General features: G+C 38.6%; 9 protein-coding genes. 5 read left to right on the forward strand and 4 right to left on the reverse strand.

Going from position 1 to position 16,570, the window contains the following annotated elements; all coding sequences use genetic code 11:
* Positions 1-50: 50 nt before the first annotated feature.
* Both fabD and ASE74_RS03635 read left to right on the forward strand, forming a co-directional pair.
* Complete coding sequence (fabD, locus tag ASE74_RS03630; RefSeq protein WP_055904303.1) at positions 51-932, forward strand: ACP S-malonyltransferase; 882 nt, start codon at positions 51-53, stop codon at positions 930-932.
* Positions 933-1,027: 95 nt separating this feature from the next.
* Positions 1,028-4,756: a HAMP domain-containing sensor histidine kinase gene (locus tag ASE74_RS03635; RefSeq protein ID WP_235525996.1), complete on the forward strand. Its 3,729-nt coding sequence runs from the start codon at positions 1,028-1,030 to the stop codon at positions 4,754-4,756.
* Between the two features lie 31 nt (positions 4,757-4,787).
* On the opposite strand, the gene ASE74_RS03640 is transcribed toward ASE74_RS03635, so the two are convergent.
* Positions 4,788-5,738 carry a hypothetical protein gene (locus ASE74_RS03640; RefSeq protein WP_235525997.1) on the reverse strand — a complete coding sequence of 317 codons (951 nt, stop codon included), beginning with the start codon at positions 5,736-5,738 and terminating at the stop codon, positions 4,788-4,790.
* A 157-nt stretch (positions 5,739-5,895) separates the two neighbouring features.
* On the opposite strand from ASE74_RS03640, the gene ASE74_RS03645 reads away from it, so the two are divergent.
* Positions 5,896-7,440, forward strand: coding sequence for a glycoside hydrolase family 10 protein (locus tag ASE74_RS03645; RefSeq protein ID WP_055904312.1), 1,545 nt, complete (start codon positions 5,896-5,898; stop codon positions 7,438-7,440).
* Between the two features lie 8 nt (positions 7,441-7,448).
* Here ASE74_RS03645 and ASE74_RS03650 read toward each other — a convergent pair whose 3' ends face one another.
* From ASE74_RS03650 to nagB, 3 genes are all read right to left on the reverse strand, one after another.
* Positions 7,449-8,468, reverse strand: coding sequence for a LacI family DNA-binding transcriptional regulator (locus ASE74_RS03650; RefSeq protein WP_055904314.1), 1,020 nt, complete (start codon positions 8,466-8,468; stop codon positions 7,449-7,451).
* Between the two features lie 35 nt (positions 8,469-8,503).
* Entirely contained in the window at positions 8,504-9,664 is a 1,161-nt protein-coding gene (locus ASE74_RS03655) for an acyltransferase family protein (protein ID WP_055904316.1), read from the reverse strand.
* 361 nt (positions 9,665-10,025) lie between these two features.
* On the reverse strand, positions 10,026-11,951 hold the full coding sequence (nagB, locus tag ASE74_RS03660; RefSeq protein WP_055904319.1) for a glucosamine-6-phosphate deaminase: 1,926 nt from the start codon (positions 11,949-11,951) through the stop codon (positions 10,026-10,028).
* Between the two features lie 152 nt (positions 11,952-12,103).
* Here nagB and ASE74_RS03665 point away from each other — a divergent pair, with 152 nt between their 5' ends.
* The gene (locus tag ASE74_RS03665; RefSeq protein ID WP_055904322.1) at positions 12,104-13,300 is read left to right on the forward strand and encodes an anhydro-N-acetylmuramic acid kinase; all 1,197 of its coding nucleotides are present in this window, start codon (positions 12,104-12,106) and stop codon (positions 13,298-13,300) included.
* Between the two features lie 116 nt (positions 13,301-13,416).
* A complete protein-coding gene (locus ASE74_RS03670; RefSeq protein ID WP_055904330.1) occupies positions 13,417-16,554 on the forward strand; it encodes a SusC/RagA family TonB-linked outer membrane protein in 3,138 nt (1,045 codons plus the stop codon).
* Positions 16,555-16,570 lie beyond the last annotated feature (16 nt).

A 16,570-nucleotide genomic window follows, 5' to 3' on the forward strand; every position in this document is an offset into this window, starting at 1 on the left:
CAATAATAATTTAAGTAAATATTTAATTTCCCCCTTGGGGATTAAAGGATATGAAAGCATATATTTTTCCCGGACAGGGAGCACAGTTTGTAGGCATGGGTAAAGATCTTTACGAAAACCCAAAAGCTGCAGAATTATTTGAACAGGCCAACCAGATTATCGGTTTCCGTATCAGTGACATTATGTTCTCAGGAACAGATGAAGAACTTAAACAAACCAATGTAACCCAACCCGCTATCTTTTTGCATTCGGTTATTTTGGCAAAAGTTTTAGGTGAAAGTTTTACTCCAGATATGGTTGCCGGTCATTCATTAGGCGAATTTTCTGCCTTGGTGGCTGCAAAAGCATTATCTTTTGAAGATGGATTAAAGTTGGTTATTGCACGTGCAAATGCGATGCAAAAAGCTTGCGAAGCACAACCCTCAACAATGGCGGCTATTTTAGGCCTGGCAGATGATGTGGTTGAAAAAATATGTGCAGAAATTGATGCTGTTGTTGTTCCTGCAAATTACAACTGCCCGGGGCAACTGGTTATCTCTGGCAGTTTAGAAGGTATTGATCTGGCTTGTGCCAAATTAACTGAAGCCGGAGCAAAAAGGGCATTAAAATTAAATGTTGGTGGTGCATTTCACTCGCCATTAATGGAGCCGGCAAAAATTGAACTGCAAGCAGCAATTGAAGCCACAGATATTTCTGCGCCAATTTGCCCGGTTTACCAAAATGTTGATGCTAAGCCTTATACTGATCCAACCGAAATTAAAGCAAATTTAATTAAACAATTAACAGGAGCTGTACGTTGGACACAAACAGTAGGTAATATGCTTGCCGATGGCGCAACTGAATTTGTAGAGGTAGGTCCAGGAAATGTATTACAGGGATTGGTTAAAAAAGTAAGCCGCGAAGTACAAACAAGCAGCGCTACTATAGCTTAAGTATTCAAAAATAGAATAATAGTTACAACGCCATAAACTCAACTGTTTATGGCGTTATTTTTTATCAATATTAATATCTTTATCATTAGATGAAAATGAGCTTTGGTGTAAAAATAAGGTTTCTTTTGCTCGTTTTGGGCTGTTGCTTAATTGTGACTTCTATTTCGTTAAGCCATTTTACAACAAAAAGCGAATTGCTTGACCGTGATGCAGAAGAAATTCAGCAAAACCTTTCGATAAAGGAAAAAGCGGTGCAAAATTTCCTGGCAAATAAGAAAGAAGTAGCCAAAGCCAAACAATTTCATACTAATCCAAAAAATGCGCTAGATTTTATTGAATCTTTTCGCGAAAAGAGTGGCATAAACTTATTAACCTACCAAAATAGCCAGCTTAAGTTTTGGAGCACCTATAAAGTGTCTGATATTGATCCGAATACGATAAAAGAAGGTAGTTCTGTATTGTTTTTCTCCAATGGCTGGTATGAGGTAATAAAAAGCACGCAAGGTAATTTTAGCCTTATTTTTCTAATCTCTATCCAGTCTCAGTATCCTTTTAAAGAAACGCAATACTTTAAAAACGATATCGACCCAATTTTATCCAAAACCAAGTTGTTAACCTTTGCATCTTTTACTGATAAGGATGTATATGTGATTAAAAGTGTTGACAATAAATTTCTTTTCGGGCTGAAGGTTAAATCCGGTTATGCAGAAACTTATTATTCTGGTACACAGTTGTGGCTTTTTGTTGCCGGGATGCTGTGCATCTGTATGTTTTTTAACTCTTTAAGCTCGCTTATTGCCAGGCGCGGCCACATTGCATGGGGCACCTTTTTGCTGCTTTTTTTCTTCCTGGCTTTTCGGTTATCAGATTTATATTACGGGTGGTTTAACCATCGGTTTATTTTAGAGTTATTCGATCCGCGGATTTATGCCGATAGCTTTTTAATGCCTTCACTGGGCGATTTCCTGCTGAATGTAATTGTACTCACCTGGCTGCTCTTATTTATGTATAACCATAAGGAGCAATATCAGTTTCCCGAATCAATTAAACGGAATAAAATAATAGGCTTAATTATCCAGGCAGTTTTACTGGTATTAATTGGCCGGATAGTTTGGGATACAGATGATATTTTTTTCGGATTGATCTTTAATTCCAAAATCAATTTCGATATCGTAAATATTTTAAAACTGAGTGGAACCAGCTGGGTAGGCATCGTCATTTTATGTTTGGCCTGGTTTCAGATTTACCTCATAACGGTTATTTCGGCAACAGTAAGCAAACAGCTGAATGTTACAAACAGGGAGCGGCTAATAATTTTTCTAATTGGGTTTGCTGGTGTTTTTGTGTACAAGCTCGTTGTAGATTTTAATGCATTTTTTATTGTTTTTGCACTTGCTTTATTTATTGTTGCGCGGGCGGTTTATGTGAAAGAGCAAAACTTTTCGATAGGGATGTTTGCCATTGTTTTTTTCTGCCTGGCCTTTAATACCTCAATTAAATATACGCGGTATAAAGATTTTAAAGAAAGAAGCTTACGCGAACCGCTTGCACGTAAAGTACAGTCATCAGAAGATCCGAATGCCATTGTTGCGCTTGGTGCTTTAGGAAATGAAATAGTTAAAGATGATTTTTTGGTGCGGTATTTTGATCAGGACCGGACCGGAAATTATTCTGTGCTTAAAAATCACATTAAAGATTATTTGGATGGTTATTTAAACAGGTATGATTATCAGATTTATCCTTACGATAAATCAGGTGTTATAATTGGCAGTTCTGATAGTCCTCCGATTAATAAATACAAAAACCTGGTAGAAGCTGGCTCTGTTAAAATAGATGGTTCTAACTTTTTTTATCAGGTAAATAATACTTTCGGTTACCAGGATTATTTCGGGATAATTTCTGTTGTAGATCAAGGCAATTTATTGGGTACATTGGTTATCGAGCTTCGATCTAAGCCTTATAATTATAATAACCGTCTTCCGGATCTTTTAGGTGATCAGAGATTGATGAAAGATGAGGATTTTAAAGGTTATTCCATTGCATTGTACAGTAATAATAAACTCCTCAACCAATCTGGTAACTACACCTATCCTTTAGATGGAAGCATATTTAAAGGCAGAAAAGATGATTTTATTACCATAAGCGATGACCAACTCCACTACAGCCATTTAATTTATAAGCCATCTGATAGCAAAATGGTAATTATCAGCAGGGAGAAAGTTGATTACCTGGAGCGATTGGCAGCCCTTTCTTTCTTTTTTCTGGTATTTATCATTTTTTCAATATTGCTTTATGGCTTAATCTGGCTTATTAAAAACCTGGATGACGATAAAGTAGGTTGGTTCAGTATAAACAGGTCGTTAATGATCAATGCCAATAAGATTCTTTACAAAACCAGAATCCAGGTGTCGATTGTACTTTCTGTTGTGGCAACATTGGTAATTGTTGGCTGGGTAACTTATTATTACATGAACCTTGAATACCGCGGTCAGCAAGATGCAATATTAAAGGATAAGATAAGAAAGGTGCAGCAAAACTTCGAAAAACAGGTTTTTAGCAATGGAATAATCACAAATGATGAGAACGCAATAGCCGATTTTAACAACTTTGCAGATATTAACAATGCAGATTTGAATTTATATGATTTGAACGGCAATTTATTGATGACTACCTATCCCAAGCTGTATAATTATAAAATTATTGGTAAAAAGATGGGACCGAAAGCCTTCTTTTCATTGAGTGGTTTGCACCGTTCGGAATATATAAATCCTAAAGAAAATATTGGGAATTTAATTTATGCGGCTGCTTATGCACCAATCAGAAACGCACAGAATAAAACCATTGCATATATCGGTTTGCCAAATTATTCAAACGAAGAAGAATATACCGATAAAATTGCGCTTTTTGTAAGCAATCTGATCAATATTTATGCACTCGTTTTTGTAGCCATTGGTGTACTTGCCGTATTTTTGGCCAACCAAATCACCAGTCCTTTAACACTAATACAGGAAAGCATTAGTAAAACAAAAATTGGCCAGCGTAACGAACCAATTGTGTGGCGCAGGCATGATGAAATTGGCTCTTTAATTAAAGAATATAACAATATGATTTCGGCACTGGAGGCTAGTGCGCTTAAGCTGGCAAGATCTGAGCGTGAAAGTGCCTGGCGCGAAATGGCCAAACAGGTTGCCCATGAAATTAAAAACCCGCTAACACCTTTAAAACTGGGTGTTCAATTGCTGGAGAAATCATGGAAAGAGAAAGATCCAAATTTTGAGTTAAAGTTTAATAAGTTTAGCAAATCGTTTATAGAACAAATTGACAGTCTTTCGAAGATTGCTTCCGAATTTTCGAACTTTGCAAAAATGCCTGATACCAACCTGGAACGCCTTTCTTTGGTTCCAATAATTGAACAGGCAAGAGAGGTATTTAAAAGTACAGAAAATGTAACGATTGATGTGCTGAATAAAAGTGACCGTGATATCGAAATTATGGCCGATCATGATCAGCTTTTAAGAACCTTTAATAACTTGCTTAAAAATGCCATTGAAGCCATTGATGAAGAAACTTTATGCTGCATTTCCATTGTGGTATACATTGATGCGCAAAATGCATATATCGAGATTAAAGATAATGGTAAAGGTATCCCTTTAACCTTACACGATAAGATTTTTGTACCAAACTTTACCACCAAAACTTCGGGCACTGGCTTAGGGTTGGCTTTTGTAAAGCAAGCGGTTGAAAATGCTGGCGGGTCGGTTAAATTTACGTCAATAGCAGGCTTGGGAACTACGTTTTATTTGAATTTCCCTTTAGCTAAATAAAAAATAAAGATTGGTTAATATGGTGCTGATTTTACCTCAATTCTACTTGAGCTTTGCCCATGGTGTTGCCATCAGCATATAAAATTACGGTATAAATCCCCTTAATAAAAGGTTTTGGATTTGCCCAGTCGATAACATAGGTGCTATCGTCGTTATTGTAATTGATAAAAATAGAATGGCTGAACTGCATTTCCTGTCCATCAGCCTCGAAACGGTTGCCTTCGTCGGCCAATAAATTTCCGGCAGGATCAAATACCCTTAAATAAATGTTGTGATGGCCTTTTTCTGCCAGTTGATTGGGAATAATATTAAACCTTACGCTTAATTTTTCGGCAGTGGATGATTTTGTTACTTCAACTTTTTTGCCGCTCGATTTGGTTCTGAAGGCAATAATTTCGGCAGTTTGCAATTTTAATGCTGCTGCGGTTCTAACTTTCGCGTTTAAACTCGAATTCTCATTTTCGAGATTTGAAGCCTTATTACTGATATTTTTCAGTGTATTTTCTAAGCTATCGCGACTGTTTTTTAGAAAAATGTTATCTTTTTGTAGCTGGATAATCTGATCGTTGTAATTTTTTACAAAAGTTTTAAGCTCGTTTATCTGCGCATTGGCTTTATCAAGCTCGCCCTGTGTGATCTGATTTTTTTCTAAGGCAACCTTAAGTTCATCAATTTTTTCGCGGGCTAATTTTTGCTCTTCAACAAGTTTATCGTTTAGGTCTAAATTTAAGGCATTCACTTTATCCAGCTCAACCTCAATCTTTTCTACCTCAAGCCTTAGCTTATCTTTTTCTGTGCTAACGGTAACAAATCTTTCGCTCTGCTTTCGATCTTTAAAAAATAAGTAGGCATTTGTGCCAATTAAAGCCGCAATAACGATGACCAGGAAGTAAATTTTGTTTCTATCACCCTTATTAATCTTTTGTGGTTCCATTTTTAATAACGCTGTATCTTCTTTAATTAATATACTTTTGTTCTCCATAGGTAAATGGGTATACACAATTAATTTTAGCAGGGCGCAAATTAAAATTTTTTAAAAACTTATAAGAGTTTTTAAAAAAAATCGTTTACTTGCTAATGTTGATTTGTATTCAAATTAACACAAACACACAACCTGAGTAAAAAATAAGACAGAAATAATGCTTAAAAACTTCCTATACGCACTTTTATCTTTAATCGTAGTACCTTATATATTAAATGCACAACCTTTATCAAAAATTGCACCAAAAAGGGAGTTTAGGGGTGTTTGGGTGGCTACAGTTACCAATATCGACTGGCCATCGCGGCCGGGTTTAAGCATCGATCAACAAAAGCAAGAGCTGATCGGGATTTTGGAGCGGCATAAAAGTCAAGGCATGAATGCTATAATTTTGCAGGTAAGGCCAGCCGCTGATGCTTTTTACGCAAAATCGAGAGAGCCATGGAGCCAGTGGTTAATGGGTAAACAGGGATTGGCTCCTGCTCCTGGTTACGATCCGTTGGCTTTTGCCATTAAAGAGGCTCATTTTAGAGGGATGGAGCTTCACGCCTGGTTTAACCCTTACAGGGCGAGTATGAGCAGTTCTGCTGTATTGAGCGAAGACCATGCTTACCGTAAACATCCAGATTGGTTTTTTACTTACGGCGGCAAAAAACAGTTCGATCCAGGTATCCCTGATGTTAGGGAATATATTGTTCAGGTAATTTTAGATGTGGTGAAAGGGTATGATGTAGATGGAATCCATTTCGACGATTATTTTTATCCGTATAAGGTTGAAGGACAAACAATTAACGACAGCAATACTTTTTACAAATACCCAAATAACATTTCGGATATTAAAGATTGGAGGCGGAACAATGTTGATTTACTGATTAAACAGCTGGATGACAGTATTCACCACTATAAAAAATGGGTTAAATTCGGAATCAGTCCGTTTGGTATCTGGAAAAACAAATATGAAGATCCGGAAGGTTCTGCAACAAGTGGTTTATCCAATTATGCTGAGCTTTTTGCCGATAGCCGTAAATGGGTAAGGGAAGGCTGGGTAGATTACATCAATCCTCAAATTTATTTTACGTTTACCAGAAGGGTTGCGCCTTATGGTACCCTGGTTGATTGGTGGAGCAATAATACTTATGGCCGGCATGTTTACATTGGCCAGGGTGCTTACCTGGTTAATTCGCGTGCAGAAGCCGCCTGGAAAAATTTAAGCGAAATTCCGAATCAGATCAGGTACATTAGAAATAATAACCGAATTCAGGGAAGTGTTTATTTTAGTTCAAAATCTTTAAGCACGGTGGCAAAGGCTGTTGGCGATTCGTTAAAGAATGATTTTTACAAATACCCTGCCCTGCCTCCTCAAATGCCCTGGTTGGATGATGTACCACCTAATGAACCATTGGCCTTAACAGCAGATGCGTTAAAGGACGGCGTTCATTTAAAATGGCAACTTCCTTTAAAAGCGAAAGATGGCGAAACGGCTTCGGGTTTTGTAATTTACCGTTTTAGCGAAGGAGAAAAGATTTCTGTGCTCGATCCTAAATATATTATTAAAATAAGTTTTGAAGATTATCTTTCATTTATCGATACAAGTGTAGAAAGCGGAAAACGTTACAGCTATCTTGTAACTGCTTTGGATCGATTAAAGAATGAAAGTGAGCCGAGTGGTCCGGTGGGGATAGAGGTGCCTTTAGCTAAAGAATAATACGAATATTAATCTGTTTTATTAGTTGATTCCCGATCTACAACGGCAGGATCGATTACGATGTGTTCCATGTTGGCATATGGGTTTTGCTGACTGACCATTTTGAGGAACATTTTAGCGCATTCTTTGCCCATTTGAGGTGCATGCTGATCGATAGTTGATAGATTTGGGGTGATATAGGCAGAGAAAGCCTCATTTGCAAATCCGATTACACCAACTTCTGGCGGCGTTTCATCAATTTCTTTAAGTTTTTTAATTACCCCCAAAGCTGTAAAATCATCACCGGCAATAATGGCGTCGGGTTTGTTTTTGCTGCGCATTAATTTGCCTGCGCCAAAACGGCCATCTTTTATTGATAGGCCTCCAAAAATAATGTGTTCATTTGAAAGCGGGAGCTGATGATCTGCGAGCGCAGATTTATATCCCTCTAAACGATCGTTAAAGATCTTAATCTGGTGAATGGTGGTAATAAAGGCAATTTTCTTATATCCCTTATCAATTAAGTGTTTGGTAGCGATATAACCAGCATTAAAATCATCGAGTGTAATGGTAGGCACATTTAAATCGACGTTTACACGGTCGAATAATATCAAGGGTTTGTTTTGTTTAATAATTTCGGCAAAATGCGAAACATCTTGTGTTTCTAAAGAGAGGGAAGCCATAATGCCATCTACCTGTGCTTCTAATAAGGTTCTTACGCCATTTATTTCGTTTTCTACAGATTCATTTGATTGATAAATAATAACGCGGTAACCGCTGTCTTTTAAACCATCCTCGATGCAATGAATAATGGATGCAAAAAAATGAGCCTGTACACTTGGTACAATTACGCCAATAATGTAGGTTTTGCCCGATTTTAGGGCAGAAGCAAGCTTGTTTGGACTATAATCTAACTTTTTAGCCATTTCTACAACCGCTTTCCTTGTGGTATCGCTTATTGCCGGAAAGCCACTAAGTGCTCTTGAAACTGTAGAAACAGTAACATTCAACTCCTTAGCGATATCGTATATGGTGGTTTTCTTTTTCAATTGAGCAGGGTTCAGTCAATTATAGTTTAAATTTACTAAACCTTAATAATAATGTTCTTTTTATACATGAAATATAACAGGATATAAAAGCCAAGCACATAAGTTATGGCCCACACGAGCGAGGCATTTATCGGACTGAAAAATGGAGTGTAACAAGTTTCGTAAAACCTCACCAATAAGCCGGTTTTTGTGCCGTCGGGATTGGTGAGCTGAATGAGGTTTAATACACGGGGCATTAAGCCCGCCAGGAAGAAAACAGTTATGGCATTTACACCGTAAACAACAAAAGGTGTGGTAAATTTTTTATAACCCTGTACATCGATAATCCAGTAACAAAGGGCCAGGCCGATTGAGGCCAGTCCTCCGGCATAAAGTACGTAAGAGCTTGTCCACAATGCTTTATTGATCGGAAATTGTAAATCCCAAAGTAAACCTAAAATAACTGCTGTTATACCGGTAGTAAACAGCCAGGCAACTTTGGTAGGGTTATCTACATCTTTTCTACGCATCCACACACCCACCAGTATTCCAAATAAGCAGGTTCCGATTGCAGGTAATGTACTTAAAATTCCTTCCGGATCCCAGGTTTTGGATGATGCCCAGGTATGTGCTTCAGTAAGTATACCCCTGTCAATCCAGGCTGCTAAATTGGTTTCTTTTTCCAGGTTAGGGTAACCTACGCCAGGTACAGGAATAAAGGTCATTAATGCCCAATAAACAGCAAGTATTACAATGAGTGATCTGAAAATTGCCTTATTGGATACTTTGATAAAAATAATACTGCTGATGATGAAAACAATGCCTATGCGTTGCAGTACGCCCAAAAGCCTAACGGTTTGAAAAGCCTCCCAGATGGATCTATGGTCAGTTATTGCGCTAATGATTTTTCCAAAAATAGCGAGGAAAAAACCAAGTAAATAGAGAATGATTCCACGTTTAATGGCTTTTCTAATGGTTTTATTATGGGTTGATGGATCTGCTTTACTGCTGCTCATGGCAAAGGCAATTGATACACCAACTATCCATAAAAAGAACGGAAAGATCAAATCAGTAGGTGTACAGCCGTTCCATTCTGCGTGTTCTAACGGAGCGTAAATGTGGCCCCAACTGCCGGGGTTATTTACTAAAATCATTGCAGCTACAGTTAACCCCCGAAAAAAATCAAGAGATAACAATCGTTGTTTAGGTTCGGTCATGGTTAACTGGTTAGGTTTGGCGAACTAATTTAGCCTATTGTTTTTAGATTGAGAAATTACTTACGAAGTTTAGGTAAACAGTAGTGAAGATTACTTCTGAAAGCCATGGAAATCTTTATAAAGACTTTCTGATTTTGCTGCTTACAGGTATCGAGACTTCGGAGGTTTGGCCAAAGCGAAAACTCACTTTTCGGTGACTTTATTTTTATTAATGCAAAGTTCTGGAGGTGAGCAACTTCTTGATTTTTTATTAAACCTTATAAATATTTTTCATTAGCGGTTTTTTGAACATATGATGCTTGGGCAAAAAAAATCCTGCTTTGAATAATCAAAGCAGGACTGGATTTATTTTAAATTTCAATTAATCTTCAAATTTCCAACGTACAAACGCTTCCATTGCTTCATATTCAGCAAGGCCAAGCTCATCGTAGGCTTTTGCGGTATCTCGGTTACGGTCTTCCGCGCGTTGCCAAAACTCCCTTGAGTCGTCACCAGGGAAAACGGCTCTGTCTTTCTGACTCTGGTGTTTGAAAATTGCATATTTTTTGCGTTCAAGCTCTTGCGGAGAAATTGGAACTGCCATTTCAATTTCATAGGTTTCAAACTCATGCCACGCGCCACGGTACATCCATAACCAGCAATCCTGTGCCCAGGCTTCGGTTTTACGCAAGCGTTTTAATGCTTCCAGAATGATTTTGAAACAAACAATATGTGTTCCGTGCGGATCTTCGAAATCGCCGGCTGCGTAAACCTGCTGAGGTTTAACTTTCTGTAAAAGTTCGATTGTAAGTTCAATATCGGCATCTGTTACCGGGTTTTTCTGTACTTTTCCACTTTCGTAAAATGGTAGTGCCTGAAAATGGATGTGGTCATCTTCAAGGCCGCAATATCTTGCTCCGGCAATGGCTTCACCTTTTCTAATCAATCCTTTAACAGTCTGAATTTCTGGTGTATCTACCTGATTTGGTTTTTTCTGCTCAATAAAGGTTCTCATTTTGTTGTAAAGATCCTTTAAATGTGCATTGTCCATACCCATTTTCTCAGTAAAGTCTACATTAAACTCTACAAAGCGGAGTGCATCGTCGTCCCAAACAGCGGTGTTGCCCGAAGTTTGATAAGCTACGTGTACATCATGTTTCTGATCAACCAGGCGCAGAAAAGTACCACCCATCGAAATTACATCATCATCAGGGTGTGGAGAAAATATTATGATCCTCTTTTTGGCAGGCTCGGCCCTTTCCGGCCGTTGTGAATCATCTGCATTTGGCTTGCCACCTGGCCAGCCGGTAATGGTGTGTTGTAATTTATTGAAGATATGGATATTGATATTGTAAACCGGGCCTTTTTCGGTTGCCAGTTGTGCCATACCATTATTGTTGTAATCGTCTTCAGTTAATTTTAAGATCGGTTTTTTTAAGGTGTTGGCGAGCCAGATTACCGCTTTGCGGATCAAGGCATCTGTCCAGATACAATCTTTAACCAACCACGGGGTATCAAAGCGGGTTAATTCTGAAGCTGCGGGAGCATCAAGAATAAACTCCACATGCTCAGAAAGTTGCAGGTATGTTGCAGGTACTTCTCCTGAAATTTCGCCCTCAACGGCCTTTTTAATAATCGAAGCTTTTTTACGGCTCCAAGCCATTAAAATGATTTCCCTTGCCTTAAAAATTGTACCGATACCCATGGTAATGGCCTTGGTTGGTACAAAGGTTTTACCACCGAAATCGCGTGCAGCATCACGGCGGGTTAAATCATCCAGCGTAACCAAACGGGTACCCGAATTTGGTGCAGATCCCGGCTCGTTAAATCCGATGTGACCGGTACGGCCAATACCCAAAATCTGGATATCCAGCCCTCCAAGATCGCCGATTTTCTTTTCGTATTCCAAACAGAATGCCGGAATGTCTTCCAAAGCTAGCGTTCCATCAGGAATGTGAACGTTTTTCTTATCGATATCAATGTGATCGAAAAGGTTTTCATTCATAAACGTAACGTAACTTTGTGCGGCAGTAGGGGCCATTGGATAGTATTCATCCAGGTTAAAAGTAATTACGTTTTTAAAACTTAACCCTTCTTCTTTGTGCAGCCTAACCAATTCGGCATAAACTGCAATTGGGGTAACACCTGTTGCTAAGCCCAGTACTGCAGGTGTGTTGTTTGCTTGTTTTGATTTAATGAGCCCGGCAATGCGGTGTGCTACATTAATTGAAGCAATTTTTGGATTTTCGAACACGCTTACGGGTAATTTCTCGAAACGTGTCTCCTCCAGTAGATTTAATCTAGCCATTTTTTTTATATGGATTTTAATGTACGGAGCAGTAAATATAGAGAGTTATGCCCAATTTGTACCAAAGGTTATTTACATTTATTGCAAGAATTTACACAATATTCGATTAAAGGCCCAGACAAACGTTTGATTTTTTTCGTAAAAAAACCAATATGAACACACAGATCCAAAAGTTATACTTAAAAGCAGGAAAATCAGAACGTTTAATTATAGGCTTGATGAGCGGCACTTCTATGGATGGACTGGATATTGCCCTTTGTTTGGTGAAGGGAAGCGGAGCACATACCAATATTGAAGTGTTAAATTTTAAAACCGCTGATTATACAGATGATTTTAGGGCAAAAATAAAAGCTGTTTTTTCAAAAAAACAAGTCGATTTACAATTGGTATGCCTTATGAACGCGCATATTGCCAACACCCATGCACAGCTTATAAATGATGCGCTTGCAGAATGGGGCTACAAAAATGATGATATTGATTTTATTGCCAGCCACGGGCAAACCATTTTTCATGCTCCAAAATCATTACACCAACTGGCAGATTACCCTAATGGCACATTACAGATTGGGGATGGAGATCATATTGCCTTAAAAACTGGGATTATTATCTTGTCTGATTTTAGGCAGAAACACCTGGCAGCTGGTGGTGAAGGTGCTCCTTTGGCTGTTTATGGAGATTATTTAATGTTTACAAAGGAAGGAGAAGATCGTGTGATGCTCAATATTGGCGGAATAGCAAATTTTACTTACCTGCCAGCAAGCACGGATGCAAATGCAATTTTTTCTACAGATGTTGGTCCGGGCAATACTTTGATGGATCAATACATGCAAAAACATTTTGGCCAGTTTTATGATAAAAATGCTGCAATTGCTTTATCTGGTAAATCGAATCAAAAATTGTTGTCTGCTTTGCTTAACTGTGATTTTTTTGAGCTGGAATTTCCTAAAACTACCGGGCCCGAATTATTTAACCTTGAATATTTAATAAAAGCACAGGAGCAATCGTTAACCACAAATTTAGGTAAAGCAGATGTAATGGCTACATTATGCCATTTTTCGGCAGAAACTATCGCAAATGCTATAAAACGTTGTTTTGGCGAAAAGGCTGAAGCGCGTGTGTTTATGAGTGGCGGCGGCATGCATAACCCTTTGCTGGTGAGCCTCCTTAATGAAAAACTGCCTGCCTGTATTTTTTTAACAACAGCTGATTTAAACATTAACCCCGATGCTAAAGAGGCGGTTTTATTTGCTGTTTTGGCAAATGAAACGCTTTGTGGCGAGCCGATTAATTTTGGCAACAGGCAAGGTGTACCTTCGGTTTGTATGGGTAAAATCAGTTTGCCGCAATAGCAAGATCATTTCAATTTAAGAATTGTAAATGAGTTTGTACCCGTTAAAAATTTGGTTTGTGCGGTATTTTGTTAAATTTGTTTTAACACTAATCTTCAAATATAAAACCAATTTTTATGGAAAAAAGTTACCTAAAATGGTCACCAGGATTTTTCGCAATTTTGTTGATCCCATTTCTGCTGATCTTATCTGCACGAATGGCACAAGCACAAAACAAACGGTATACCATAAGTGGTAAGGTTACCGATGCTTCAAATAAAGAACAGATTCCGGGCGTTGTTGTTAAAATTATCAATACCAATTTAGTAACCAGTACCAATGCTAACGGTGGATATACTTTTTCGGTAGATTTAGCCCCGGGCAAATACCAGGTTCAGTTTTCTTACGTAGGTTATAAAAGCAGAAGTGAGGGGATAGATCTTGGTGCTAATGATCAGGTTCAATTAAGTACAGCGCTAAGTGGTGATGCCGTTGGCCTTGATGAGGTAATTGTTACCGGAACTTCGCAGGGAACGACACGAAAAGAACTGGGAAGTTATGTAAGTACGGTTAAGGGCGATGATTTAAATAAGGCCCCAAGCGGAAACGTACTTTCATCTTTACAGGGAAAAACAGCAGGGGCTCAGATCAGCCAAAACTCAGGTGATCCTGCTGGCGGATTATCTGTACGCTTAAGGGGGATCAGTTCGGTAAATTCATCATCAGAGCCTCTTTATATTATTGACGGGGTAATTGTTAATAATTCTACTACAAGGGTTACCAATACTTCATCTAACTACGATGGGGGTAACTTTGTGGGCAGTATCGGCCAAAACAGAATGGTTGATATTAACCCGGCCGATATTGAGCGGATTGAAGTGTTAAACGGAGCCGCCGCAGCTGCAATTTATGGTTCGAGGGCAAATTCCGGCGTAATCCAGATTTTTACCAAAAAAGGTGTAAGTGGTGCTGCCCAGGTTAATTTTAGCACAAGTTTAACCTTGAGTCACCTCCGTAAGCAGGTTGAGGTAAACGAATCTCCGGTAAGGTTTGGTACACCAACTCTTTTTCCTACGCAAGATGTGATCCAAACGGTTGGCGATCCGGCAGTGTTGGAAAAGAAAACCATTCCTGCTGCACGATATAACTATCAGGATTATATCTTTCAATCGGCAACAGGTACAGATAATACTGTTTCAGTTTCAGGAGGTAATGAAAATACAAAATATTATACCTCTGCGGCTTATTTCAGCAATCAGGGGATTATTAAAAACACTGACTTTACGCGCTATAATTTTAGGGCAAACGTAGATCAAAAAATCACTGAATGGGCAAAATTAAGTGCCGGCTTAAATTATATCCGCAGTTCTGCCAATGAAAAGCCAGATGGAAATTCGTTTTTTTCGCCAATGAACTCGGTTACCATTATTGGTAATATACATGATATTTTTGCCAGAGATGCCAACGGTAATTTAATGGCTGTTGGAGAAAGGGGCAGGGTAAATCCCGTTTCGGTAATCGAAGATATTAAGCAACGCCAGGAAACTAACCGCATCATTGCCAATGCCAATTTAAAATTGTACCCGGTAAAAAATTTAACGTTAGATTTTACTTTGGGGGTTGATAACTCTGGTCAGAGTGGTTCTACCTATATACCGCCCTTTGCATATAATGTAAATCCTGATTTTTATGGTGGAGGTGCATCCTTGGATGGAACCTTAAATGGCTATGCAAGTGCGGCAACAAACAATGCTTTTCAATTTAACAATGAGTTTAATGCCACTTACCAGGCAAAACTTTCTGATTTAATTTCCTCAACCACGCAGGTTGGTTACTCTTTTCAATATGAAAAAACCAGGTACCAGTTGGTAAACGGTAGAGGTTTGGCCCCATTAATCGAAACAGTAAACGCTGCTGCAACGCAACTTCCGAGTGTAGATGGCAGAACGGAATTATCGGTTAGTGGAGGATACATTCAACAAAACTTTAAATATAAAGATCATTTATTTGTTACCGGAGCCCTCAGGGTTGATCAATCTTCAGTATTCGGAGCTGAAAACCGTACACAGGAATACTTAAAAGGAAGCTTAAGTTATGTGCTTTCTTCAGCTGATTACTGGAAAAGTTTTGGTGTTTCTGACTGGTGGGATGCATTTAAAATCAGAGCAGCATACGGGGAGTCGGGAAATTTGACAGGTATTGGTGCATATGATCGGATAAATGCTTATTCTACTCAATCATTTTTAGGAAGGGCTTCATTGTTTTCGAGTGCCACATTAGCGAATGAAAATGTTAAGCCTGAACGCCAGCGCGAACTGGAACTGGGAACAGATTTATCTTTTTTCAAAAACAGGTTGGGCCTACAGTTTAACTGGTACAATAAAAAAGTAAGTGATCTTTTAATTGCCAGCGTGCAGGCACCTTCCAGTGGATTTTCAAGCTTGCTGGATAATATCGGCTCGTTAAGAAACAAAGGGATTGAACTTGTTTTAAACGGAACCCCTGTAGATGGAAAGGGTTTTAAATGGAATACTTCAGTTGTTTTTAACAGAAACAGAAATACCGCACTTGATGTTGGTGGTTTAAGATTGTTTAGTACAAACCCTGGTGCCCCGGTAGCGATTATAAACGGTGAGGCTATTGGTGTGTTTTACGGAACTTTTTTTGCACGGAATCCTGATGGAAGTTTGTTAACCAATGCCGCAGGTATTCCTCAAATAGAAAAGGGAATTCAAACTTCTGCCACAACGTTTACCCCTCAGCGCGATGCGAACGGTTTGCCTACCGGTACAACCTTACGTAAAGTGATTGGTAATCCAAATCCAGATTATAATATGTCTTTTGTGAACGATTTTACCTATAAACGTTTGAATTTACATGTGCAATTTGATGCTGTACAGGGAGGTGATGTATGGAATGCCGACTGGAGAACCCGGCAAGGTGTGGGTAATGGCAAAGTAGCGGAGCAGGAGCAACTTGGACAATTGCCTAGAGGCTATGTAGCCGGCGTTTATGCGATTGAAGAATGGCGTATTGATGATGGATCTTTTGTTAAATTGAGAGAAATATCATTAAGCTATAACGTTGGTAAGCTTAAGTTTTTAAGAGATTTAACAGTAACAGTAAGCGGAAGAAACCTAATTTCGTGGGATAATTACAAAGGTTACGATCCTGAGTTAAACTCTGGTGGCCAATCAACCATCTTAAGAAATATCGATTTTGGTTCGGTGCCCATTCCACGCACTTTTACTTTGGGTTTACAAGTTAAATTATAATTGTTAAAGGAAAATT

The sequence above is a fragment of the Pedobacter sp. Leaf216 genome (assembly GCF_001421515.1).
Taxonomy (GTDB): domain Bacteria; phylum Bacteroidota; class Bacteroidia; order Sphingobacteriales; family Sphingobacteriaceae; genus Pedobacter.

Excerpts from the sequence above, each read along its gene's own strand:
- fabD (WP_055904303.1), top strand. The coding sequence starts at position 51 with ATGAAAGCATATATTTTTCCCGGACAGGGAGCACAGTTTGTAGGCATG.
- ASE74_RS03635 (WP_235525996.1), top strand. The coding sequence starts at position 1,028 with ATGAGCTTTGGTGTAAAAATAAGGTTTCTTTTGCTCGTTTTGGGCTGT.
- ASE74_RS03640 (WP_235525997.1), bottom strand. The coding sequence starts at position 5,738 with ATGGAGAACAAAAGTATATTAATTAAAGAAGATACAGCGTTATTAAAA.
- ASE74_RS03645 (WP_055904312.1), top strand. The coding sequence starts at position 5,896 with ATGCTTAAAAACTTCCTATACGCACTTTTATCTTTAATCGTAGTACCT.
- ASE74_RS03655 (WP_055904316.1), bottom strand. The coding sequence starts at position 9,664 with ATGACCGAACCTAAACAACGATTGTTATCTCTTGATTTTTTTCGGGGG.
- nagB (WP_055904319.1), bottom strand. The coding sequence starts at position 11,951 with ATGGCTAGATTAAATCTACTGGAGGAGACACGTTTCGAGAAATTACCC.
- ASE74_RS03665 (WP_055904322.1), top strand. The coding sequence starts at position 12,104 with ATGAACACACAGATCCAAAAGTTATACTTAAAAGCAGGAAAATCAGAA.
- ASE74_RS03670 (WP_055904330.1), top strand. The coding sequence starts at position 13,417 with ATGGAAAAAAGTTACCTAAAATGGTCACCAGGATTTTTCGCAATTTTG.